The organism is Paraburkholderia lycopersici (assembly GCF_900096975.1).
Taxonomy (GTDB): Bacteria; Pseudomonadota; Gammaproteobacteria; order Burkholderiales; family Burkholderiaceae; genus Paraburkholderia; species Paraburkholderia lycopersici.
On the sequence record NZ_FMYQ01000017.1, the window covers coordinates 19,978 to 41,573 of the forward strand.

General features: G+C 61.8%; 18 protein-coding genes and 1 pseudogene. 11 read left to right on the plus strand and 8 right to left on the minus strand.

Annotated elements, in window-relative coordinates:
• Positions 1-99: 99 nt before the first annotated feature.
• Positions 100-537, minus strand: coding sequence for an SET domain-containing protein (locus tag BLU17_RS18530; RefSeq protein WP_091999389.1), 438 nt, complete (start codon positions 535-537; stop codon positions 100-102).
• A gap of 866 nt (positions 538-1,403) precedes the next feature.
• Here BLU17_RS18530 and BLU17_RS18535 point away from each other — a divergent pair.
• The 3 genes from BLU17_RS18535 (at position 1,404) to BLU17_RS18545 (ending at position 2,888) form a co-directional block, all read left to right on the plus strand.
• Complete coding sequence (locus tag BLU17_RS18535) at positions 1,404-1,694, plus strand: hypothetical protein (protein ID WP_143189282.1); 291 nt, start codon at positions 1,404-1,406, stop codon at positions 1,692-1,694.
• Between the two features lie 101 nt (positions 1,695-1,795).
• Positions 1,796-2,056, plus strand: a complete 261-nt coding sequence (locus BLU17_RS18540; RefSeq protein ID WP_091999396.1) for a hypothetical protein — start codon at positions 1,796-1,798, stop codon at positions 2,054-2,056.
• 622 nt (positions 2,057-2,678) lie between these two features.
• Positions 2,679-2,888, plus strand: coding sequence for a hypothetical protein (locus BLU17_RS18545; protein ID WP_091999399.1), 210 nt, complete (start codon positions 2,679-2,681; stop codon positions 2,886-2,888).
• Between the two features lie 598 nt (positions 2,889-3,486).
• On the opposite strand, the gene BLU17_RS18555 is transcribed toward BLU17_RS18545, so the two are convergent.
• The gene (locus tag BLU17_RS18555) at positions 3,487-4,170 is read right to left on the minus strand and encodes a GntR family transcriptional regulator (RefSeq protein ID WP_091999405.1); all 684 of its coding nucleotides are present in this window, start codon (positions 4,168-4,170) and stop codon (positions 3,487-3,489) included.
• A 313-nt stretch (positions 4,171-4,483) separates the two neighbouring features.
• Here BLU17_RS18555 and BLU17_RS18560 point away from each other — a divergent pair, with 313 nt between their 5' ends.
• Positions 4,484-5,587, plus strand: coding sequence for a mandelate racemase/muconate lactonizing enzyme family protein (locus BLU17_RS18560; RefSeq protein WP_091999408.1), 1,104 nt, complete (start codon positions 4,484-4,486; stop codon positions 5,585-5,587).
• A 109-nt stretch (positions 5,588-5,696) separates the two neighbouring features.
• Here BLU17_RS18560 and BLU17_RS18565 read toward each other — a convergent pair whose 3' ends face one another.
• Together BLU17_RS18565 and BLU17_RS18570 are read right to left on the minus strand one after the other, a co-directional pair.
• Positions 5,697-7,280 carry an aldehyde dehydrogenase (NADP(+)) gene (locus BLU17_RS18565; RefSeq protein WP_091999411.1) on the minus strand — a complete coding sequence of 528 codons (1,584 nt, stop codon included), beginning with the start codon at positions 7,278-7,280 and terminating at the stop codon, positions 5,697-5,699.
• Between the two features lie 135 nt (positions 7,281-7,415).
• Positions 7,416-8,360 carry a dihydrodipicolinate synthase family protein gene (locus BLU17_RS18570; RefSeq protein WP_091999414.1) on the minus strand — a complete coding sequence of 315 codons (945 nt, stop codon included), beginning with the start codon at positions 8,358-8,360 and terminating at the stop codon, positions 7,416-7,418.
• 428 nt (positions 8,361-8,788) lie between these two features.
• On the opposite strand from BLU17_RS18570, the gene BLU17_RS18575 reads away from it, so the two are divergent.
• Entirely contained in the window at positions 8,789-10,021 is a 1,233-nt protein-coding gene (locus BLU17_RS18575) for a D-arabinono-1,4-lactone oxidase (RefSeq protein WP_218137025.1), read from the plus strand.
• A 110-nt stretch (positions 10,022-10,131) separates the two neighbouring features.
• Here the strand turns inward: BLU17_RS18575 and BLU17_RS18580 are convergent, their stop codons facing one another.
• The 3 genes from BLU17_RS18580 to BLU17_RS18590 form a co-directional block, all read right to left on the minus strand.
• Positions 10,132-10,827, minus strand: a complete 696-nt coding sequence (locus tag BLU17_RS18580) for a GntR family transcriptional regulator (protein WP_091999417.1) — start codon at positions 10,825-10,827, stop codon at positions 10,132-10,134.
• A gap of 89 nt (positions 10,828-10,916) precedes the next feature.
• Positions 10,917-11,960, minus strand: a complete 1,044-nt coding sequence (locus BLU17_RS18585; RefSeq protein ID WP_091999421.1) for a Gfo/Idh/MocA family protein — start codon at positions 11,958-11,960, stop codon at positions 10,917-10,919.
• 3 nt (positions 11,961-11,963) lie between these two features.
• Positions 11,964-13,403 carry an NAD(P)/FAD-dependent oxidoreductase gene (locus BLU17_RS18590; RefSeq protein WP_091999424.1) on the minus strand — a complete coding sequence of 480 codons (1,440 nt, stop codon included), beginning with the start codon at positions 13,401-13,403 and terminating at the stop codon, positions 11,964-11,966.
• Between the two features lie 181 nt (positions 13,404-13,584).
• Here BLU17_RS18590 and BLU17_RS18595 point away from each other — a divergent pair, with 181 nt between their 5' ends.
• From BLU17_RS18595 to BLU17_RS18625, 6 genes and pseudogenes are all read left to right on the plus strand, one after another.
• A complete protein-coding gene (locus tag BLU17_RS18595) occupies positions 13,585-14,469 on the plus strand; it encodes a transporter substrate-binding domain-containing protein (RefSeq protein ID WP_091999427.1) in 885 nt (294 codons plus the stop codon).
• Positions 14,470-14,934: 465 nt separating this feature from the next.
• On the plus strand, positions 14,935-15,810 hold the full coding sequence (locus BLU17_RS18600) for an amino acid ABC transporter permease (RefSeq protein WP_218137026.1): 876 nt from the start codon (positions 14,935-14,937) through the stop codon (positions 15,808-15,810).
• Between the two features lies 1 nt (position 15,811).
• On the plus strand, positions 15,812-16,606 hold the full coding sequence (locus BLU17_RS18605) for an amino acid ABC transporter ATP-binding protein (RefSeq protein WP_281247843.1): 795 nt from the start codon (positions 15,812-15,814) through the stop codon (positions 16,604-16,606).
• 21 nt (positions 16,607-16,627) lie between these two features.
• The gene (locus BLU17_RS18610) at positions 16,628-18,106 is read left to right on the plus strand and encodes an aldehyde dehydrogenase (RefSeq protein ID WP_091999433.1); all 1,479 of its coding nucleotides are present in this window, start codon (positions 16,628-16,630) and stop codon (positions 18,104-18,106) included.
• Between the two features lie 241 nt (positions 18,107-18,347).
• Positions 18,348-19,496: a porin gene (locus BLU17_RS18615; RefSeq protein WP_342713834.1), complete on the plus strand. Its 1,149-nt coding sequence runs from the start codon at positions 18,348-18,350 to the stop codon at positions 19,494-19,496.
• Between the two features lie 392 nt (positions 19,497-19,888).
• Positions 19,889-20,497: pseudogene (locus BLU17_RS18625) on the plus strand (group II intron maturase-specific domain-containing protein); the annotation flags it as partial.
• Between the two features lie 170 nt (positions 20,498-20,667).
• Here BLU17_RS18625 and BLU17_RS18630 read toward each other — a convergent pair.
• Positions 20,668-21,570, minus strand: coding sequence for a dihydrodipicolinate synthase family protein (locus tag BLU17_RS18630; protein WP_091999436.1), 903 nt, complete (start codon positions 21,568-21,570; stop codon positions 20,668-20,670).
• Positions 21,571-21,596: the final 26 nt, after the last annotated feature.

Here is a 21,596-nt window from a genome sequence, read left to right on the forward strand (position 1 = left end):
CGCCAGAGCGCTGCGGCCAATAGACGGAAGTATCGACCTTGAACTTCGCCCATGCGAGCGAGAGCGAAACACGGGTTTGCTGTACCTGCAACGTCACGCTCAGGGGAGGCTGAGCATCGATCCGCGGCAACGCCTGGTGCCGCAGCGACAGGCGTAGTCGCGGAATGCATCACTCCTGGCTTTCGGGGGCACCTCGAGCGCGTAGTCGATGAACAACTCCTCGCCGGGCTTGATGATTCTGGTGGCCTCGATGTACACCCTGCCTGCCTCTTCGACGGCCTCGCAGTTCGCTGCGCAGGCGTGGTTGAGCCAGCGCGCGCCGTTGCCGCCGCGCCCGCCATCGATCACGCGGCCGTTGGAAAGGCCAAACAGAAAGGTGTGTCCTGTATCCTCGCGACGCGCGTAATACCGGGTGGCTTCGCGCCAGGTCGTGACGAGCCCCTTGTATTCGAAGATGCGTTCGCCGGCGGAGAGTGCCAGCAGTGCGAAGACACCTTTTCCGTGAATGGGGGATGTCCGTACGGAGACACGCTTCATGGCGGGAAAGTGGGAAACGAGTGGCCCGGAGTATAGCCGGAGAAAATGCTTCGTACCAATATGCCTTGTGGGCCGTGTGTGTTGCGCTGGCCACAAGCCGGCGCATATGCGCGATGTCGCGCTCAGGCGGTCTTCCGGCTACCGGGTTCGCTTGCTCGCGACGGCAACTGTGCGCCGATTATCAATGCCGGCGCTCGGTTCCCACACGCACTCCAACGACGAACTCGCCTCGACATAGCGTCGGTAGCGCTTCTGAAAGGGCGTGCAGCCCCTTTTATTTCGCCGGGGCTCGCTCCGCGGGAGCGGCGCTCGGTTAGCAGGACTCGTCTGGCGACCGCGCTCGCCGAAAGGCACGCATTTCGGACATCCCTGTCCACCAGTAACCGTACTACCTTTGTACCACCCTTACGAGGGTTTCCCAGGTTACGGTAAGGGCATCTCCGAGGGAGATTTGGCAATGAACGGCTTTCGCGGACCGCTGGAAAGCAGCGATGGTCTGTACCCCTTGCTGCACTTCGCAGCAGTGCCTTTCGACTTCTCTCCGATGGGCGAGATCCCCTGTGTGCCGACATTCTGCTATTAGTCGATCTCTTGGAGGAAATTATGCCCGATCAGGCATACTTTGTCGGCCGTACGGTGAGGGCACGTTCACTTGCCAGACAGGGAAATCCTTTGGCCGCCTTGAACGAGATTGAGCCGCTGCTCAACCTCTGTGGCGCACGGCAGACATACCCGGCCGTGCTGGATGTCCCCTTGGCGTGTTGGCGAAATTAGCACCTCGGGGCGGACCGGCCTGGTGATTTGCAGATTGCTGCGCATCCACTAAATTGGCATCTTTGATGCGAATACTCCATAGGTTGGAGCCGATGAGTTACTCGCTTGACTACAAGGGATACCTGATCGACCACACCCCGTTTGTGGTCGAGCGTGACGTTTTCGGCGCGCAGTGGACCGTCAGAAGATACGGTGGTCCGATCGCGGAGCTGCCGTTTTCTAGCGGGGACCTCGGATGCCGCGGTGCTGCTGAATTGATGTCCGAAATCGCCAAGAGGGCGGCAATGAAATGGCTGGACCGAGTGGATCGGCAAGACGCCACGTCCCGAAACCTGATGGCTGATTGGCAGCATCGGGATCGCACGTTCCCGCCCCACGCTTGAACGATTGGGGTTGGTAGTTACGTGCGCTAGCGCACACAAGTGGTTTTCTCGTGCACGGACGAGGGTGCTAGGATCACCTCCACGCTTGCGAGGGGACCGCCATGACAAGTCAGTTATCCGAGTACAAGCCCGGGATTGAGATACATGCCAATGTGTCGAATCACCCGGAGCAAGCGAGCTTCACTGGCTGGATCGTTATCATCGACAAGACCCGGGGCGAGCACGTCGCCGATTCCCGGGTTACGCCGAAGTGGGCAAAACCGGCGAACACGCCCGAAGAGGCGTGCCGCATCCTGATCCAGTTCGGCAGGGATGTTCTCGAAGGTCGTGCTACGGGCGGCGATTTCGTCAACAACGGCTGAACTCATATCCTACCTCCCGAGACACGATTCCGCACTCTGCATCGCCGTTGTGACCGGCGATGCCAAAGTTTTTGCGGAGATCTACGCGTTGTTTCAGGCCGGTGAACCTCCTATCTCATTCCAGATACGGCCAGAGCGCCAAGCCTTTGGCAGTTCAGCCGCGAGCACACGCCAGCGCACCAAGACGCCTGCGAACGTCCCTTCGGCTTTCACCCTGCGTGGTCTGTTTCGACTACGTTCTGCTCACCAGCCAACATAAAAACTGGCCTGCCGTAGCACACATTCAATTCCAACTTATAGCAACCTGCCGTTCACGCAATGGGCCAAGGCGTTTGTGACAACCAGACGCTCACTGCGGCCATGCTCGATCGGTTCTTGCGTCATCCCCCAGCCGCCACGCAGGCCGACCTTTACGTCGTCGTGCGTCTTCTGCTGTCACAATTGCGGATGAGTTTCGATGCGGCGCGGCGTTTGTCATACAATGCATACGAACGGTCGATCATCTCGCCGGACAACTTTGATCGCTTCAATGATGGTGTGCGCCAGGCTTGTCTGCTATGCGCTGCTCGCCCGAAAGTATTGAGTTACGGTGCGTACGACATCTCGCCGAACTCGGTCACTCATGGAGTTTCTGGTTGCCTTGGCAACGGAGCGCCTGACCCTGCGACGTGTGCATCTTCTTGAGTTTTGCAATCGGATAGTTGCCGCTGCTGCATCCGAGGAGAGTGCAGTGTTGGTTGCGCAATATATCATCGGCCGCGAGAACCTGATGGCAGACTGGCGCTTCGCCCCGATTTTACTGCCTCTGCGGGCGATCCAGCCGCACCAGTGATCTTGCCTGCTGAAGTGGATGGTGTGCAACAGGTCGCGGGTCAACTCGATATGCTCGGTATGTCAACCGAGGATGGCGAGTGGATCGTAGTGAGCGAGCCCCGCCAAACCATTTTTTGCTTGAGATCGGCACCGACATCCTCCACGCGATCTGCGCGTGACCGGCGTGAAGGAGAGTGCTTGCTTTTCTTTGTGCGTCATCGTTTGGCTCGCGTGACGTGTGCCACTTGCGACGTGGGGACGAATTGGTTTTCGTCGCGGCCGGTCGCATTTTCGGTTGCCCACTGTAGGGCGCCCATCGCGAGTGCGAGCGCTTGCATCTGTGCGTCATCTGCAAGTTTCCGGGCGCGGCAAAATCGCATTACCGCTTCCTCTAAGACATCCGAGCACGCCCGACATCGCCGCGCTGGCCGCGCAGAGCCAGATCGTGCCGCCGAGTCCCTGCGCGAGATCGAGCCAATAGCCGGAAAGATTGCTGGAGCGGGGAAACGGCTCTTTGCAACGCGTCGGAGTATAGCACTGCAGCCTGCAGGAGCTGGGGTGAGTAAGGCGCGGGCGCTGGCGCCCCAAAAATACGTCGCGTCGAATCGCGGGACGCGTCAAAGCCGCCTGCGCGACAGAACGAATTCCTCAAGTTCCTTGCACGCGTGATCGATATGCCGCTTTAACAGCGCAGCGGCGCCCCGCACGTCACCGATCTTGCACAGGCGCACCAGTTCGCCGTGTTCCTCTTCCGCTCGCCGGCAACTCTCCGCGCTCAACGATAGCTGCAAGCGCGTGTAGCGGTCGGTCTGCTGTAACAGGCTGGCGACAATAGCCGCCGTGCGCGGCTGTTCGGCTCGCGACAGGAGCACATCATGTAGCCGCGTGTTCAGTTCACCCCAGCGGGCCAGATGCTGAGATTGCAGCTCCTGCCGGTACTCCGCAAGAATGGCGTCGAGTTCGGCGAAGTCTTGCGGCGTGAGCTTCGGCGCCGACCTTTTCAGAAGCAACGGCTCCAGCAGTCCGCGCAGCGTGAACAGTTCACTGATCTCGGCGATGGACAGCTCCGAAACGACTGCGCCCTTGTGCGGAACGATCCTGACCAGTCCTTCGCCTTCAAGTTGCACCAGTGCTTCACGCACGGGGATTCGGCTGATGCCGAATTCCGCCGCGAGCGCGTCCTGCCGGAGCTGAAAACCCTCGGGCAACTCGCCCGAAACGATCTTGCGACGAAGCTCGTCTGCGGCTCGTTCGGCGACCGTGGCAGTGGACAGGCGGCTGCCGGTGACGGGTGAGTTCATTGCGGAATACCGTGTGGAATCAGTGCGGAACGCGCATCCTGGCGGCGTTTCAGAATGTATAAATTATATCAGGCGAGTGGAACTGCTGGAAAGCGGCCACCTGGTGCGCGATCCGCGTGACGATATTTGTTTCGGGTTGACGTCGGTTATCGATTGTATAAAATATAAATCGTGTCGGCGGTGGACTCGTCCGGATTTCCGCCGCGCGCCCGCCCGGCAATCGAATTCTCTTACCGCAACCCGTAAGCGCGGATCATCGCGCGGCGCTGTCGCGTCGATCCAGACACGCGACTCATGACATGAAGGCCATCTAATGAAAATCGTTGGTTTCGATATTTACTCGTATGTGGTTGGGTACGCTCACGGCACTTACGTCATGTCCGGCGATCGCAAGGCGAACACGGAAGACGGCACCGTGGTGCGCGTTCGCACGGATGAAGGCATCAGCGGATGGGGGGAGATCACAACACTCGGCAAGGTCTATCTGCCGGTGTTTCCCGAGGGCATACGCACGGCGCTCCGCGATCTTGGTGCGGCCTTGATCGGCAGCGATCCCGCCAATCTCGGCCAGGTGAACCGCACAATGAATGCGACGCTGATGGGGCAGGAGTTCGCCAAGAGCGCGATCGACATCGCGTGCTGGGACATTCTCGGGAAATCGCTGAGTCGCCCCATTTCCGCGCTGATCGGCGGCGTGGTCAACGAGCGGTTCCCCGTCTATGAAGCCGTTCCGCTGGGCTCGCCGGAATCGATGGGCGAATTCATCAGAGAGCGCCGCAAGGCAGGCATCAACCGTTTTCAGCTGAAAGTGGGCAACAACCCCTTCGACGACATCGCGCGCACGCGCGCGGCCGTTGATGCCGGCGACCGCGAAACGGTTATCGTGGCGGACTCGAACGGCGGCTGGTCGCTGGCTGCCGCGAAGATGGCGTTTCAGGGGCTGGCGGGGCTGCCCGTGTATGTGGAACAGCCGTGCCGATCCACCATCGACTGTATTCTCGCGGCGCGCGGCTCCTCCGTGCCGCTCGTGCTCGACGAGTCGATCACGAGCCAGGACGAGGTGTATCGCGCGAAGTACGAGGCCAACGCGGTCTCGGTCAACCTCAAGTTCGGCAAGCTCGGCGGCCTGACCAATGTCGTCAAGGCGCGTGATCTGCTCCAGGATCTGAATCTCGCCGTTTCCGTGGAAGACATGTGGGGCGGCGACATCATCACGGCGGCGACGAGTCATGTCGCCGCAACCACGCGGCCCGAATCGCTGTTGATGACGCCGTTCTTCAACGACTGGACGGACGGGCACCTCGCGGGCTATGCGCCGCGCTCGGAGAGCGGTTTCGGCTCCGCGCCGACCGTGCCCGGGCTGGGTATCGAAGTCGATGAATCGAGGCTCGGCGCGCCGCTGTTCTCGATGGAATAAGCGAGACATTCAACACAACGGAGGCTGGCGGGATGCGGCCTCGCGCGTCGCAGAGAGGGCTGAAAAAGGAGCGGTTGCTTGCGTAACCGCTCCTTTTTTCTTGCTCGTTTCAGGTCGCCAGTCGCAGTTTTCCGTCGATGCGGCGATTCAGCCCGAGCGGGTTGTCGCGCTTCAGCGCATCGGGCAGCAAAGCTTCAGGCAAATCCTGATAGCTCACCGGACGCAGAAAGCGATGGATCGCCAGACTGCCGACGGAAGTCGAGCGTCCATCGGCTGTCGACGGATACGGCCCGCCGTGCACCATTGCGTGACCCACCTCCACGCCCGTGCCGAAGCCGTTCACGAGAATGCGGCCGGTTCGGCGTTCGAGCGCGGGCAGCATGCGGCGGGCGTCGGCGTAGTCGGCTTCGTCGATGTGGAGCGCCGAGGTCAGTTGTCCTTCCAGCGACTCGATCAGTTCGAGCATGACGTCGAGCGTCGGCACGCGCACGATCAGCGAGGATGCGCCGAAGGTCTCTTCCTGCAGCGCAGGATTGCCGCGGAACGCCTCGGCGCTGGTGACGAACAACGCCGAGCGGCCCTGATGGCCAGCCGTCGGATCGAGACCGCGTGCGGCAGTCGTCACGGCTTCCTGCGCGCCGGTCCTCTCGACCGCGTTTTCGTAGGCCCGGCGGATGCCCGGCGTGAGCATGGTCTGCGCCGCGGTGTTCTCGACCGCGGCGGCGGCGGCGCGAATGAACGCGTCGAGTTCCGGGCCGTCCACGGCGAAAACGAGACCGGGGTTCGTGCAGAACTGACCGGCGCCCAGTACGAGCGATGACACGAAGGCCCCAGCAATCGTCTCGCCACGATTCTTTAGCGCATGCGGAAACAGCAGAACCGGGTTGATGCTGCTCATCTCGGCATAAACGGGAATGGGTTCCGGGCGTGCCACGGCGAGTTGCATAAGCGCCATGCCGCCGCCGCGCGAGCCGGTGAAGCCCGCGGCCTTGATGCGATGATCCTTGATCAGCCCTTGACCGACGTCCCGGCCGCTGTCGAACAGCAGCGAGAACGTGCCTTCCGGCAGGGCGCAATCCACGACGGCCTGTTGTATCGCGCGGCCGACCAGTTCCGAGGTGCCCGGATGCGCCGAGTGAGCCTTGACGATGACGGGGCAACCGGCCGCCAGCGCCGAAGCGGTATCGCCGCCCGCGACCGAGAACGCCAGCGGGAAGTTGCTGGCGCCGAACACCGCCACCGGACCGAGGCCGATATGGCGCAGGCGCAGATCCACGCGCGGCAGCGGCTTGCGTTCGGGTTGCGCCGGGTCGACGCGCGCGCCGATGTAGTCGCCGTCGCGCACGACATCGGCGAACATGCGCAGCTGGCCGACTGTGCGGCCGCGTTCGCCTTCGAGTCGCGTGCGCGGCAGACCGCTTTCCGCCATGCAGCGTTCGATCAGGTCGTCGCCGATGTCGACGATTTTCTGGGCGATGGTTTCGAGAAACCGCGCGCGTACGTCGGGCCCGGTCTCGCGGTAGGTGTCGAAGGCGGCCCACGCGAGCGCGCACGCCCGGTCGAGGTCGTCCAGCGTCGCGCCGCCGAACGCCGGTTCGATCGCGGCGCCCGTCGATGCGTGGACGGCGTGAATCGTGCCGTTGCCGCCGAAGACGGATTGCCTGCCAATCAGCAAATTGCCACTGAGTTGCATGATGCCTGTTCCTTGCGCTGTCGATGACAGCCAGTTGGAGAAGTGAAGGGATACGCACCAAAGCAAAGCGGCCAGCGTGTGCTGGCCGCTTGCGACGGCGAAGACGAAGGCGAGATCGCCCTCGCGGTTCAGCCCTTACGCGTTGACGCCCTTCGACCATTCCGCGTACCAGTTGCGGAACAGCGCGTACTGCGTTTCGGCGTAGCGGCGCTGGGCGTCGCTGAGCACATCTGTTTCATTGAAGTGGAGCGTATATTCCTTGTCGCCGTTCAGGACCATCAGGTACTTGTAGTACAGCACGAGGTCGGTGCCTTCGTCGAACGAGGACAGCACAGCCAGCGCCGACTCAAGCTCCTGCGCCTGGCGGCGTGCGGTCACGTCGCCCTTGGCGGCCTTGCCGCACAGATCGACCAGTTGCAGCACTACACGCGGCAACGCATTGCCGATGCCGGTGATCGCGCCCGTAGCGCCGCAGTTGACGAAGCCGTGGAACACCTGCGTGTCGACGCCCGCCATCAGCGTGACTTCGTCGTCCTGGCTCGTGATGTGCTCCGCGGCGTAGCGCATGTCGGCGGCGCCGCCGAATTCCTTGAAGCCGATCAGATTCGGGTACTTCGCTCGCAGTTCGAAGAACAGATCGGCGCGCGTGGCGAAGCCATAGTACGGGCTGTTGTAGATGACGGCCGGCAGCTTCGGCGCGGCTTCGAGGATGGCGGAGAAGTGCGCCTTTTGCGCCGCCAGCGAGGCGCCGCGCGACAGCACGCGCGGAATCACCATCAGGCCGCCCGCGCCGACCTTGGCCGCGTGCGCGGCGTGAGACACCGCTTCCTTTGAATTGACCGCACCCGTTCCGACGATGGTCGGGATGCCGGCCGCGACAAGACGCGCGACACCTTCCTGGCGTTGCGCTTCGGACAGCAGCGGCCAGTCGCCCATCGAGCCGCAGTACACCACCGCGCTCATGCCGAGATCGACGAGTTCGCGCCCCTTGGCGACCAGTGCGTCGTAGTCGGGTTTGCGGTCGGCCGTGCAAGGCGTCATGAGGGCGGGGATGGTGCCGGTGAAGATCGAGTCGCTCATCGTATTTCCTTAAACATTCGTGAAGGGTTCGGGGCGGTGGTGCAAGGCCGTCGTCGGTCTCGTGTTGCGCGACGCGGGCGCGCCGGTCACCGATCCGGGCGTTCGTCGCGGGGACATCCCGCCAAACAATCGTACATCAACTGAATATTTTATACAAAACGATATTTAGGAATCTCTTGTCTGGAATCTCTATGTTATTGTATTAAATTGGTTTTATACGTTTTATTTGCACTCTTGCATCACAACTTTTCCGGCATGACGCGAAATCTATGAGAATATATTGTATAAATATTGTATCTGTCCGGCATCTTTTTCGGCGTTGCGCTGTGAATGAAATCCGTGTACTGTGACCGGTAATCGATAGCCAGCTATGCGGCAGGCGATGCAGATCGGGCAGCCTTGCAGCGGAATTCGAAAGGAGCGGACACTTGACGGAACGAACCGGCACCACGCAGTGGACCAACTGGGGCAGGAGCCAGGCATTCAGCCCAGCCGGGATCCGCCAACCCGCGAGCGAGGAAGAGGCCATCGAGCTCATGCGGCGAGACATCCTCGCCGGGCGGCCGTTGCGTGTCGCGGGCGGCGGGCACTCGTTCAGTCCGATCGTCAACACCGCCGGAAGCCTCTTCGATCTCTCCGGAACGGAGCGCGTGTTCTCCGTGAACGCGGCGGCGCTGGAAGCCGCGGTTGCGGGCGGATCGCGGCTATCGTCGGTGGGTGAACCGCTGTGGAACGCCGGTGTGTCGATCGCCAATCAAGGCGATATCGACGCGCAGTCGGTCGCCGGCGCCATCGCTACCGGCACGAAGGGCTCGGGTATCGCGCACGGTTCGATGTCGGCAACGGTGTGCCGGTTGCGTATCGTCAACGGGCTCGGCGAAGTGGTCGACATCGACGAATCGACGCCGGAGCTTCCGAAAGCCGGGCAGGTGTCGTTAGGTCTGCTGGGTCCCGTGCTGCGCGTGGGACTGAAGGTGGTGCCCGCGTATTACTTGCGCGAAGAACTGGTGGTGATGCCGTGGGCGGAAGTGAGCGAGCGATGGGGCGAACTGCTGGCCAACCATCATCACTTTTCTTTCTGGTGGATGCCGGCTGACCGGTCGCACGAAATGTACCGACTGCCGCCCACGCCGAAGGATCACTGTTTCGTGAAACTGCTGCACAAGATTCCGGCTGGTCCGTCCGTGTTGGAATCGGACGAGCCGCTGCGCCGCGTGGGCAGGGCGTATCGCATATATCCCGACGGCACGACGGATGCCGAGTTTCACGAGCTGGAGTACATGGTCGGGTCGGTGCACGCGCGCGAAGCGGTCGAGGCTGTGCGTCATCTGATGCTGAACGATTTCACCGACGCGGTTTCGCCGTTTCAGGTGCGCTGGCAGAAAGCCGACGACGCTTTCATTTCGCCGCAAAGCGAGCGGGACAGCACCTCGCTTTCGGTGTCGGGGGAAATCGGCAGGGACTATTGGCCGTTTCTCAGGGCGGTCGATGCCGCACTCGGTCCGTTCGAGCCGAGACCGCATTGGGGAAAGGTCAATTTCATGGATCGTCCTCGGGCGGCCGCGGTGTACCCGCATCTCGATCGATTCGTCAAAGTGCGGCGAGCCATGGACCCGAAAGGATTATTTCTGAATCCCTATCTTTCGGATATCTTCGCGTGAAGACAAACGAAGCGCGGCGCCGTTTGCACGCGCCGCTTCAAGCTCGAAGCCCGGTAACAGGAGAAGCCAGGGGAAAAGTCGGAGAGAGGCGGCTGGCTGGTGTGCGCGAGTCAGGCCCGCTTGCGGGGCGCTTCAGGCGCTACGGTAACGCCCGGCTCGGTCAAGTCGTCGCCGGCGAGCGGGCTCAAATGCTCGGTCATGATCTTCGTGACGAGCTTTTTGTCGCCGGACAGAATGGCGTCGAGCAACAGCTTATGACCTTCGGCTGACTTGACCAGTTCGCCTTCCTGGCTCGACAGCACTTTCAGGCCGTATCGCCGGGTCTGGTTGCGCAAGTTCTCGACGATGCTGGTGAGCTGCTCGTTCTTGAGAAGCGAGAGCAGACCAATATGGAAGTTCCTGTCCGCCTCAACGAAAGCGACCACGTTTTTCTCGTGCGCCGCCTTCACGATATCCGCAGCCAGTTGCTCGAAGTGCTCGCGGTGAGCGTTGACTTCGTCCTTCATCGAGGCGAGCTTCGCCATGGACGGCACTTCGATCAGCTTGCGCAATTCGTAGATGTTCCGGCGCTCTTCATCGCGCAGGGGAACCACGCGAAAGCCACGGTTCTTGACCGTTTCCATCAGGCCTTCGTTGACCAGCGTGAGCATGGCTTCGCGCACCGGGCTGTTCGACACCCCGAGTTCCGAAGCCAGCGCTGCGGCGGAATAAATTTCGCCTGGCGCCAGATCGCCTGAAATCAGCCGATATTTCAGAACGGCGAGCGCCTGGTCGCGCAGGTTGACCTGTTGTAAAACGTTCTCCATGGGGGCACCGAGGTAAAATGCTAGCGGTGACGTATAATACACTCTTACTCCTTGCGCTACCAGTGCGCGGTAATTTCGGCTTCCAGTCGCTACTCTGCGGCAATTTTCACCGGCAATCCGCTTGCCGCCGATTCGTAGATCGCGTCGATCACGCGAGCCGATATAAGAAGGTCTTCCTGTCCCGCCGCCGTCGAGTCGTCGTTCAGCGCGGCAACAATCCGCTCCAGTTGCACGCGTTGCCCGAACGTGGGGTAGTCGCGCGGGTCGGTCGGGTCCGCGAAGCTGAAGTTTTCCGGCACGTCCGCGTGGTGCTCGTCGTGCATCGAACGGCGGAAGATGATCTGGTCGTGCTCGCCGTTGAGCATGACGGTGCCCGCGGTGCCCGAGATAGTCAGCACATGACGCTGACCGGGGTAGGCCGCGGTCGAGGACGAGAACGTGCCGAGCGTCCCGCCGGCGAATTCGAACACGGCGGCGGCCACGTCTTCCGTGTCGATCTCGTGGTACGCGGTTTTCGTGCGGGCGTAGACCGAGGTGATCGGGCCCAGAATGAATTGCGCGAGATCGATCATGTGGGTCGACTGGGTCATCACGCAGCCGCCGCCTTCCAGTTCGTGCGTGCCTCGCCACGACGCATCCAGGTAATACCGTCGCGGTCGAAACTGGTTGTCGACGATATTGACCAGCACGATGTCGCCCAGCTTGCCGCTGCCCAGATCGTCGATCGTCTGCAAAACGGCCTTCGAATAGCGCCGCTGATAAATCACGAACAGGCGCCGCTGCGCTTTGGCGCACGCGTCGATAATCGCCTGCGAACGCGCCGTGGTGATCTCCAGCGGTTTCTCGACGATCACGTGCTTGCCTGCGCGGGCCGCTGCCACCGCGTACTCGCGATGCGTGCCGTTGGGCGTGGTGATGATGACCACGTCGATGTCCGCGTCGGCGAGCAGGGCGGCGAGGTCCGAGTAGTGGCGCGGGATCGCGTTGGCCGCGGCGAACGCGGCGGCCGCGTCCGCGCTGCGCGCCCAGACTGCGACGAGCGACGCATTGGCCACGCGCCGCAACTCCCGCGCGTGCGTTTGCGCCGCGACGCCCGCGCCGATCAGCGCGAAGCGCTGTGTCTTGACGTGCATCGGTCAGGCCGCGGCGGCTTTGTCGAGATCGCGGCGGGCGCTGTCGCGTCGCGCGCCCGTGGCCGTGTCGCGGCTCATGAGACGGGCGCGTGCGCGCTTGGCGGCCTCGTGCGCCGAACCGGTCGCGATCTCCATGTTGCCGATTTCCGCGAAGTAGTCGCCGGCGAAATGAATGTCCACGTCGCCGCGCTCGCAATAGGACAGCATCGGGTCGAAATTGAAGCCCGCCGGCCGATACGTGTTGCCCGGCTCCCAGCGCTGCACGATCGTTTCCTTGATGTGCCCCTTGAGTTGCGGATACATCTTGTAGATGTCGGCGAGATAGATGTCGCGGATCTCTTCGTCCGTGTGCTTCAGGAGCTGGCGCGCGGGTTCGCCGCCAGAATACACCATCAGGCTGCCGCCCGGCTTGCGCGGGCCGCTCGTGCGCAGCGGATTCGCGTGATTGAAGAACATGTCGAACGACGCTTCCGGCGTGGTGATCGCGTAGATATCGTCGTAGGGCATCGGGCCGGGTTCGTCGGTGATCACGCCCATGGTCGGGAACGGACCGTACTGCACGCCCTTCAGCACGCTGCGCACGTCTTCGGGAATGTCCTGCACGATCTGCGCGGCCTGGTTGGCCGGAATCGCGACGATCACCTGCGAGGCCGTGACCGTGTGCGTTTCGCCGTTCACTTCGTACGTGACGTTGACGCGATTGCCTTCCTTCTTCACCGACTTCACGGTGGTGTGGTACTGCACGCGGTCGCCCATCAACTCCATCATCACTTCACCGAGCCGCCCCGAGCCGCCGTTCAGATTGAGCGCCATCGAGTCGCCCTTGCCGGCCCAGACCGCGCCGAACAGCGAAACGCCCACGCCCGCGTTCTGATCTTCCATTTCGGCAGCCGCGCGCCGGCTCGCGGACTGGAAGAGCGCGTCGACCCGCTTCGGCAGGCGGCCGAGGAACTGGCGGAACGACAGATGCGACAGATAGCGCGCGACCCGCGCGCGGCGGCGTTGAGGGCTCTCGCCGTAGACCGGCTCCATTTCCTGCTGCCAGCCCTTCACGGCCTTCAGGATACGCAGGCCGACGCGCGCCATCGCGATGCGTTCACCGAGTGACATCGGCAGCGTGAGGGGCAGCGCCGAGACCGCCTTGGGCGCATAGACCTTGCCGCCCCACTGGATCGCGAACTTGTTGCCCGGAATCCGGATCACGTCCAGACCGATCGAATGGAGGATGTTGCGCATATGCGATCCGGCCGCCGGAAACAGATGGCCGCCCAGATTCATCCAGTAGTCGCCGCGCGCGAACGAATACAGCCGGCCACCCATGCGATGGGTTTTTTCCAGCACGAGAATCTTCTTGTCCCGGAGTTCCCACGAGGCGGAGATGCCCGAAGGACCTCCGCCAATGATGATGACGTCGTAGTCCGCGTTCCCGTTTGTCGTGTCCATTTGAGCCCTGCCGCCTGTCCGGTGAGTGAGAAAATCGGGGGTTTGCCCGAGGTTTTTTTGATCTGCTTGTTTTGGAGATCGGTAAGCGGTAATGTATTACCCGTCAGTCGTCATTGTCAACTGACTACAAAATCTTGCTGATGCGGTTCATTCACAAATCACACGACAGAGGAGTTACCCGATGGCTCAACCCCGACGTTTCGTTTTGCGCGTGCTCACAGCGGTCATCACCGGCGCGCTGATGGGCCCGCTGGCCAGCGTGCACGCGGAAGTCCCGAAGGCCGACAAGGTCGCTGCGCTGCTTCCCGAGGACATTCGCCAGGCCGGCGTGCTGCGTATCGCCGTGCCCGACATCGGCAAGCCGCTCGCCTATAAGGAAGGCAACAGCCTCAAGGGCATGGATGTGGATCTCGCCCATGCGATCGCCGAGACGATGGGCCTGAAGGCGGACATTTCGCTGATCCCGTTCGCGGCCGCGCTCACGGGGCTACAGGCGGACAAGTTCGACATCTCGTTCGGCGAGTTCTACGTGACGAACGAGCGTCTGAAAGTGGTGGACTTCGTGACGGACTGGCAGGACTACAGTTCGTTCCTTGCGCTAAAGACCGGCAAGACGAAGCTGTCCGCGCTCACGGATATCTGCGGTCATTCGGTCGGGGCGATGGCGGGCTCCGCCGAACTGGAAACGCTCAAGACGGCCGTGCCGAAATGCGGCGGGTCCGCGCCGACGGTCAGCAGTTTCCCGTCGATCAGCAATGCGGTGCTCGCGCTGCACAGCGGGCGCGTGGACGGCGTGCTGATCAATCGCGGCGGCGCGCAGGAAGCGATTCATCTGGACGACGCACTAGCGGCAACGGGCGAGATCGGCGGCGGTCCGACCGCGACCGCCATTGCGCGCAACAAGAATGCGGAGAAGCTCGGGAAGGCGCTGCAAGCCGCGTATGACCACCTCATCCAGAGCGGTGTCTACGCAAGCATTCTCAAGGCGAACGACACGGCGTACGGCGCCGCGAAAAGCGCGAGCATCTATCGCGAAGGCTCGACGCCGCCGAAGTACGGCTTCTGATTCGCGCATTCGCTGGACATTCGCTGGAGACAGGGGACAAGGCAGTCCGCGCTCGCGCCGGACTGCCTCACAGTGGAGCGACAAAAATGAATTTTCCTCCCGGCAGTTTTCTTTAGACCCGCCCGCATTGCGGACTGGCGCCGCACGCGTCATAGACCGGGAATGACCGTGCGATAAGCGCGGTTTCACACGCTGGTATGAGCCGTATCGACGATTGTCTGCCTCCATGCAGACAAAGCTTCGTCACGCCTGTTGCCGCCGTGACGGCACAAAAGTGCCGATGGCCATACCGGGTTTTTGTCGGCTTGACGCACCTAATCTGAGGTGTCAGGATGTTCACGGCTACCGGTAACCGATTACTGGATGATGATTGAATCACGCAGATTTCCCAGGGACACCCTTGGGACGACGTTTTGGGGACGCAGAGTGATGGATACGAGAAACACACTTCAAGATCAAAAACCGATGTCCGTTGTGCCACTCAAGCATCATGGGCGCCTGGTCGCCGCTGTGGTTCTCGTGGTCGTGCTGGGCGGATTCGTAATGTCGATGGTCACGAATCCGCGCTTCAAATGGAATCTCGTTGCCCAGTACCTGACGAACGAATCCATTCTCAACGGACTCCTGACTACGGTCTGGCTCACGGTCGCGGCCATGGCGATCGGCATCGTGCTCGGCACCATCGTCGCGCTGATGCGCATTTCCGATAATCCTGTGCTGAGCACGGTGGCGTCCGGCTACGTGTTCGTCTTTCGCGGCACGCCGCTGCTGGTGCAACTGATCTTCTGGTACAACCTCTCCGCGTTGTATCCCACGTTGACGTTGGGCTTTCCCGTCGGCCCGTCGCTCGCGCATTTCGACGCGAACAAGGTCATCACCGTGTACGTGGCGGCGCTGCTCGGCCTCGGCCTGAACGAAGGCGCGTACATGTCCGAGATCGTGCGTTCCGGTCTCGCGGCCGTGCCCGGCGGTCAACGCGAAGCGGCCCAGGCGCTTGGGCTCTCAAGCTTCCGCGTGATGACCCGCATCATCCTGCCTCAAGCCATGCGTGTGATCGTGCCGCCTACCGGCAATCAGCTTATCGGCATGCTCAAGACGACCTCGCTTGTCAGCGTGATCGCAATGGAAGAGCTGCTGTATTCGGCGCAACTGATCTACACCACCAACTTTCAGACCATCCCGCTGCTGATCGTGGCATCGACCTGGTATCTGGTGCTGACCACCGTGCTGTCGATCGGGCAGAACGCGCTCGAACGTCACTTTGGCAAGAGCGACCGTCGGACGCAAAAAAGCAAACCCATGATGGTCGAGGAAGCGACCGTTTCGAACGCCGGAATCTGACATGATGAAAAGTTCTACGCCTAGCGCTTCGGCGCAACGCTTCGCGCTCCACGCGCGCAACGTCGAAAAATCGTATGGTCCGCTCAAGGTGCTGAAGGGCGTCGACCTCCAGATCGAATACGGCAAGGTTGCCTGCATTCTCGGTCCGTCCGGCTCCGGTAAAAGCACCTTTCTTCGCTGCATGAATCATCTCGAACGTATCGAGAGGGGTTTCCTGCAGGTGGCTGGCGAGATGGTCGGCTATCGCGAACGCAACGACATGCTCTACGAACTCAAGCCGAGCGAGATCGCGCGGCAGCGCGCCGATGTCGGCATGGTGTTTCAGAACTTCAATCTGTTTCCGCACATGACGGTGCTGCAGAACATCATCGAAGCGCCCATGAGCGTGCGCAAGGTGTCGAAAAAACAGGCCATCGCCGAAGCGATGGACCTGCTCGCCAAGGTTGGCCTGACCGCCAAGGCGTCGGCGTATCCGGGCACGCTGTCGGGCGGCCAGCAGCAGCGCGTGGCGATTGCCCGCGCACTCGCCATGAAGCCGAAGCTCATGCTCTTCGACGAACCGACCAGCGCGCTCGACCCCGAGCTCGTGGGCGAAGTGCTGAACGTGATGCGCGACCTCGCCTCCGACGGCATGAGCATGATCGTCGTCACGCACGAACTGGGCTTTGCCCGCGAAGTGAGCGACCTGGTCGTCTTCATGGATGGCGGCGTCGTCGTGGAGCAAGGCAGCCCCGAACACTTTTTCAACCATACCCAGACGGCCAGAACCAAAGCCTTCCTGAGCAGAGTCCTTTAACGATTTAACGGAGTGCTAGCGATGTCGATTCCCTACACGGTGCGTACCCAGGCGTTTATCGACGGTCAGTTCGTCGATGCCGAGAACGGCGCCGTTTTCGAAAATCTCAACCCGGCCAGCGGGCAGTTGCTCAACCGCGTGGCCGCGTGCTCGGCGAGCGACGTCGACCGCGCCGTCCAGTCGGCCCGCAAGGCGTTTCAGTCGGGCGTCTGGAGCAAGATGGAGCCGCGCGAGCGCAAGCGCATCTTGCGCAAGTTCTCGGATCTGGTCGAAGCCAACGGCGCCGAGATCGCGTTGCTCGATTCCGTCGATGCCGGCAAACCGATCTCGGACTGCCAGAACCTCGACGTCCCCGACGTGGTGAACAATATTCGTTGGTATGCCGAAGCAATCGACAAGGTGTTCGGCAAGGTGTCGCCCACGGGCGAGGACAAGCTTGGTCTCATCGTGCGGGAAGCGGTGGGCGTGGTCGGCATGGTGCTGCCGTGGAATTTCCCTGCCGGCACGTTGTCGTGGAAGATCTCGCCGGCGCTGGCCGCCGGTAACTCCATCGTCGTCAAACCGGCTGAACTCGCGCCGCTTTCCACGCTGCGTATCGCCGAACTCGCTGCGGATGCGGGCATTCCCGCGGGCGTCTTCAACGTCGTGCCGGGTCTCGGTCACGTGACCGGCAAGGCGCTGGGCCTGCATCCCGACGTGGATGTCATTTCGTTCACCGGCTCCACGGAAGTCGGCCGTCACTTCCTGCGCTATGCGGCGGACAGCAATCTGAAGAAGGTCGTGCTGGAGTGCGGTGGCAAGAGCCCGCAAATCGTCATGGCCGACGCTGCCAACCGACTCGGATCCATCGCTGAAAATCTCGCGGGCGCGGCATTCTGGAACATGGGCCAGAACTGCACGTGCGGCTCGCGCATTCTGGTGCATTCGAGCATCAAGGACGCCTTCGTCGAACTGCTCGCGAACGCGGCGAAGCAATGGACCGTGGGCCAGCCGACGGACCCGGCCAGCAAGCTCGGCCCGCTGATCGAAGCGTCGGCGTTGACGCGCGTGCTTTCGGCCATCGACCAGGCGAAGCAGGACGGCGCCTCGGTGGTGTCCGGCGGCAAGCAGGTCATGAAGGAAACGGGCGGCTGGTTCGTCGAGCCGACCATCATCGCGAACGTGGACCCGTCGAGCGCCATCGCCCAGAACGAGATTTTCGGACCGGTCGTCGCGGTCATCGCCTTCGATACCGAAGAAGAAGCCATACGCATTGCCAACGATTCGTCGTTCGGTCTGGCCGCCACGCTGTTCACCAACGACGTGAACGTGGCGATACGCGTGGCGCGCCAGATCCAGGCCGGTACGGTCGCGGTGAATGGCTACGGCGAGGGAGACATTACGACGCCTTTCGGTGGCTACAAGACGTCGGGGTTCGGTGGTTACGACAAGGGAGTGGAAGCCTTCGATCAGTACACGCAGCTCAAGACCATTTATCTCTCGCTCGAGCTGAACGGCTAACGCATCTTTTCATCCAGGCGCGGGAAAGCTAACGCGCTTTCCCGCGCAGTACTTGCAGTTCCCGGCGTGACGAACGCCGGTTGTCCTTCGCAATCGAGTGTGCTTCGCACGTGTTGACTTCGGCTCGCAAAAGCCGAGGCCGCATCGGGCGGGAATACGCACGCCCGTCTTCATACTTAGGTATACGAAACTTATAAATAGAGAGATTAAACGTCAACGGCAGTTCCCTCGGAGAAGAAAAGTGTTCAAATGCAACAAGAAAAGTATCCTCACGGCATTCGCGGCCAGCTTCGCCTGCGCGGGCGCCTATGCACAGTCGTCGGTGTCGTTGTACGGCGTGATCGACGTTGGCATCGACTTCAACAATAACAGTGGCGGACACCAGCTCTGGCACATGCAGGACGGCACCTATGACGGCATCTACGGTAGCCGCTGGGGCCTTCAGGGAACGGAAGACCTCGGCGGCGGCCTGAAAGCCGTCTTCAAGCTCGAGAACGGCTTCAACGTGATCAACGGCACGCTCGCGCAGGGCGGCCGCGAGTTCGGGCGCCAGGCCTACGTGGGCTTGTCCAGCGACCAGTTAGGTACGGTGACCGCCGGCCGCCAGTACGAATCCGTGGTCGACTTCTACCAGCCGGTCACGATGGACGGTGCGTGGGGTGGCGCGTGGCACGCCGGCGACGTCGACAACAGCGCAAACTCGTTCCGCGTCGACAATTCGCTCAAGTACATGAGTCCCAACATTCATGGGTTGACCTTCGGCGGCTTGATCGGCATGACCAATTCGAACTCGCCTGGTACTAGCAAGATTGGCCTCTACAGCGTGGGCGCGAGCTACAGCGGCGCTGATCTCACGGTGGGTGCCGCTTACCTTCATGTGAAGCAACCGGGCACGCTGCTGTCGGGCAATTACGTTCCCAATACGACAGGCGCGGCGGTCGGTGCGACCGGCGCGTTCAGCTACGTCGGTCAGCCGGCGAACGAGCAGATCATGGCGGTGGGCGCGACGTACAAGCTGGGGGCCGCGAGCATCGGCATCAACTATTCGAACGTGCTGTTCGGTCAGGCCAACGGCACGAATGCCACCGTGCGGTTCGCCACGTACGAGGCGTTCGGTTCGTACCAGTTCACGCCGGCTCTTTCCGCCGGGCTGGGCTATTCGTTCACGGACGGAAGCATCGGTTATTCGTCCGCCAAACCGAAGTATCACCAGATCGCCTCGACGGTCGAATACACGTTGACGAAGCGCACATTCGTCTATGCGATGGCGACCTATCAGATTGCAGCGGGCGCGGGACAACCTGCCGATATCTTTGACGGCGTGACCGGCACGGCATCGTCGAGCAATCATCAGCTGGCCACGCGCGTGGGCATCGTTCACAAGTTCTAAGATTTCACGCAGCCCTTCTTGCCAATACGCGCAGGAGACTGCCGCGAAGAAGGGATTGGGCAGAATGCCGCGAGGCGTTCTGCCTTTTTTATGGGTGCGCCCAGCATGGGCGCACTCCTGCGGGTGCAAGTCCCGCCATGAGCTGGTCACAGCGAATGAAGTGAAGCGCAACTGCATGAGGGCGACCGAGTGTGGGAAGGAAGCGTGGAGCGTAAATCGTGAGCCGATGAACAAGAACTGCATAGAAGGCGCTGCCGAGCAGGGCGAGCGGGCATAAAACCGCGAAGCTCTTGTGATCAAGGAGCGCAGGCGTAGATCAGGCGGTTGTGCTGTGAAGGAGTGCGTTCTTACCTGGGGAGATCTCGCCTCGTGCCTGGCAGCGCGACGGTGTCGAACTGGAGCGGCGGGGCCATTGCTTTGCGCGCCATGCCGACGACGCGAATGTTTATGTTCGTAGTCGCCGGGCGGGTGAGCGGGTGATGGCAATGCTGCGACGCCTGTATGGCCGGCTGCGGCTAAAGGTCAACGAGACCAAAAGCGCAGTGGCGAGTGCGTTTGGTAGCAAGTTTCTGGGCTACGGCCCGTGGGTGGCTGCGGGCGGACTGGTCAAACGCAAGGTGGCGGCCACACCGCTGCTGGCGTTCAAACGCCGCATTCGTGGACTGACCTGTCGCAATGGCGGGCGCAGCATGACGGCAGTCGTGGAGCAGCTACGGTCTTATGTGCAGGGTTGGAAGGCGTACTTCCGGTTGGCGCAAACGCCACGAGTCTGGTTGGAACTGGATAAATGGATGCGCCACCGGTTGCGTGCCATCCAGCTCAAACACTGGCGCCGTGGCATCGCGATTTACCGGGAACTGCGTATGCGGGGAGCGCCGTGCGCTGTAGCGCAACAGGTGGCGGCTAACAGTCGCCGCTGGTGGCGCAATAGTGACCGGCTGCTCAAAAGCGTGTTGACCATCGCTCACTTCGATCGGCTGAGCGTACCCCGACTCTCGTAACCTCAACTCCCCGAACCGCCCGGTGCGGACCCGCATGCCCTGTGGCAGGCGCGCAGCCAGACGGCTGGCCTATGCCGATCGCTTTCTGCCGCGAACGCAAAAGCGAAAGTGCAAGGCGGCGCGAATCCATCGCGCCGCCTTGCCCCTCGAAACTACCGTCGTGCGGCGTGTTAGCGGGCTGCCTTCGTCAGCAGTGCCGGGTCGATCTTCGCTAGGGCGTTCTTCAAGGCCGCCAGTTGGGGCTGCGTGTAAGCCGGGACGGGCGCGCGCACCGAGCCGACACGCAGACCCAGCAATTCGCAGGCCGCCTTCACGCCGCTGTTGTACGACGCTTGACCCAGTACGCGAATCAGCGGATTGATCTGACGCCAGATGGACGCAATCGTCGCGTCGTCTTTTGCCTGGCTCGCCTTGAAGAGCAGGGCGAGTGCCGGAGCGGCGAAGTTCGCTATGCCCATCACCATGCCGGGTGCGCCGAGCGTGAGCGCGGGCAACATGATGATGTCTTCGCCGTTGAAGAAGGTGATCTTGTCGGCGTGGTCGTAGAGCAGTGCGTTCATCTGGCCGATGTCGGCAGACGAGTCCTTCACGTACTTTACCTGCGGAATCTCGGTGGCGAGACGCACCAGGAAGTTGACGTTCAGATGTAGGCCCGTCGACGGCGGGAAGTTGTACGCGCAAATCGGCAGACTCGTTGCCTCCGCGACGGCGGCATAGTAAGCGAACGCTTCTTCATACCCGATGCGTTCGTAGTACGGCGTCGCGAGCATGATGGCCGTCGCACCCGCGCGCTCCGCGTGACGGGACAGTTCGATCGCTTCTCGCGACGACGTCGCGCCCGTATGCGCGAGCACCGTCGCGCGTCCGGCCGTTTGCTCGACGACGACGTCGACCAGCTTGATCCGCTCCTGATGCGACAACACGGAGAATTCACCGGTACCGCCGGCGGGAACGAAGCCGTCGACACCGTCCTCGATACCTTGATCCACCAGCGCGCGCAGCGCGGCTTCGTCGATTTCGCCGTGGTTGTCGAACGGGGTCACGATCGCGGAAAGTACGCCTCTCAGTGCCATAAGAAATTCCTTGTCGAAAGTAAAAA

Excerpts from the sequence above, each read along its gene's own strand:
- BLU17_RS18530 (WP_091999389.1), bottom strand. The coding sequence starts at position 537 with ATGAAGCGTGTCTCCGTACGGACATCCCCCATTCACGGAAAAGGTGTC.
- BLU17_RS18535 (WP_143189282.1), top strand. The coding sequence starts at position 1,404 with ATGAGTTACTCGCTTGACTACAAGGGATACCTGATCGACCACACCCCG.
- BLU17_RS18540 (WP_091999396.1), top strand. The coding sequence starts at position 1,796 with ATGACAAGTCAGTTATCCGAGTACAAGCCCGGGATTGAGATACATGCC.
- BLU17_RS18545 (WP_091999399.1), top strand. The coding sequence starts at position 2,679 with ATGGAGTTTCTGGTTGCCTTGGCAACGGAGCGCCTGACCCTGCGACGT.
- BLU17_RS18555 (WP_091999405.1), bottom strand. The coding sequence starts at position 4,170 with ATGAACTCACCCGTCACCGGCAGCCGCCTGTCCACTGCCACGGTCGCC.
- BLU17_RS18560 (WP_091999408.1), top strand. The coding sequence starts at position 4,484 with ATGAAAATCGTTGGTTTCGATATTTACTCGTATGTGGTTGGGTACGCT.
- BLU17_RS18565 (WP_091999411.1), bottom strand. The coding sequence starts at position 7,280 with ATGCAACTCAGTGGCAATTTGCTGATTGGCAGGCAATCCGTCTTCGGC.
- BLU17_RS18570 (WP_091999414.1), bottom strand. The coding sequence starts at position 8,360 with ATGAGCGACTCGATCTTCACCGGCACCATCCCCGCCCTCATGACGCCT.
- BLU17_RS18580 (WP_091999417.1), bottom strand. The coding sequence starts at position 10,827 with ATGGAGAACGTTTTACAACAGGTCAACCTGCGCGACCAGGCGCTCGCC.
- BLU17_RS18585 (WP_091999421.1), bottom strand. The coding sequence starts at position 11,960 with ATGCACGTCAAGACACAGCGCTTCGCGCTGATCGGCGCGGGCGTCGCG.
- BLU17_RS18590 (WP_091999424.1), bottom strand. The coding sequence starts at position 13,403 with ATGGACACGACAAACGGGAACGCGGACTACGACGTCATCATCATTGGC.
- BLU17_RS18595 (WP_091999427.1), top strand. The coding sequence starts at position 13,585 with ATGGCTCAACCCCGACGTTTCGTTTTGCGCGTGCTCACAGCGGTCATC.
- BLU17_RS18600 (WP_218137026.1), top strand. The coding sequence starts at position 14,935 with ATGTCCGTTGTGCCACTCAAGCATCATGGGCGCCTGGTCGCCGCTGTG.
- BLU17_RS18605 (WP_281247843.1), top strand. The coding sequence starts at position 15,812 with ATGATGAAAAGTTCTACGCCTAGCGCTTCGGCGCAACGCTTCGCGCTC.
- BLU17_RS18610 (WP_091999433.1), top strand. The coding sequence starts at position 16,628 with ATGTCGATTCCCTACACGGTGCGTACCCAGGCGTTTATCGACGGTCAG.
- BLU17_RS18630 (WP_091999436.1), bottom strand. The coding sequence starts at position 21,570 with ATGGCACTGAGAGGCGTACTTTCCGCGATCGTGACCCCGTTCGACAAC.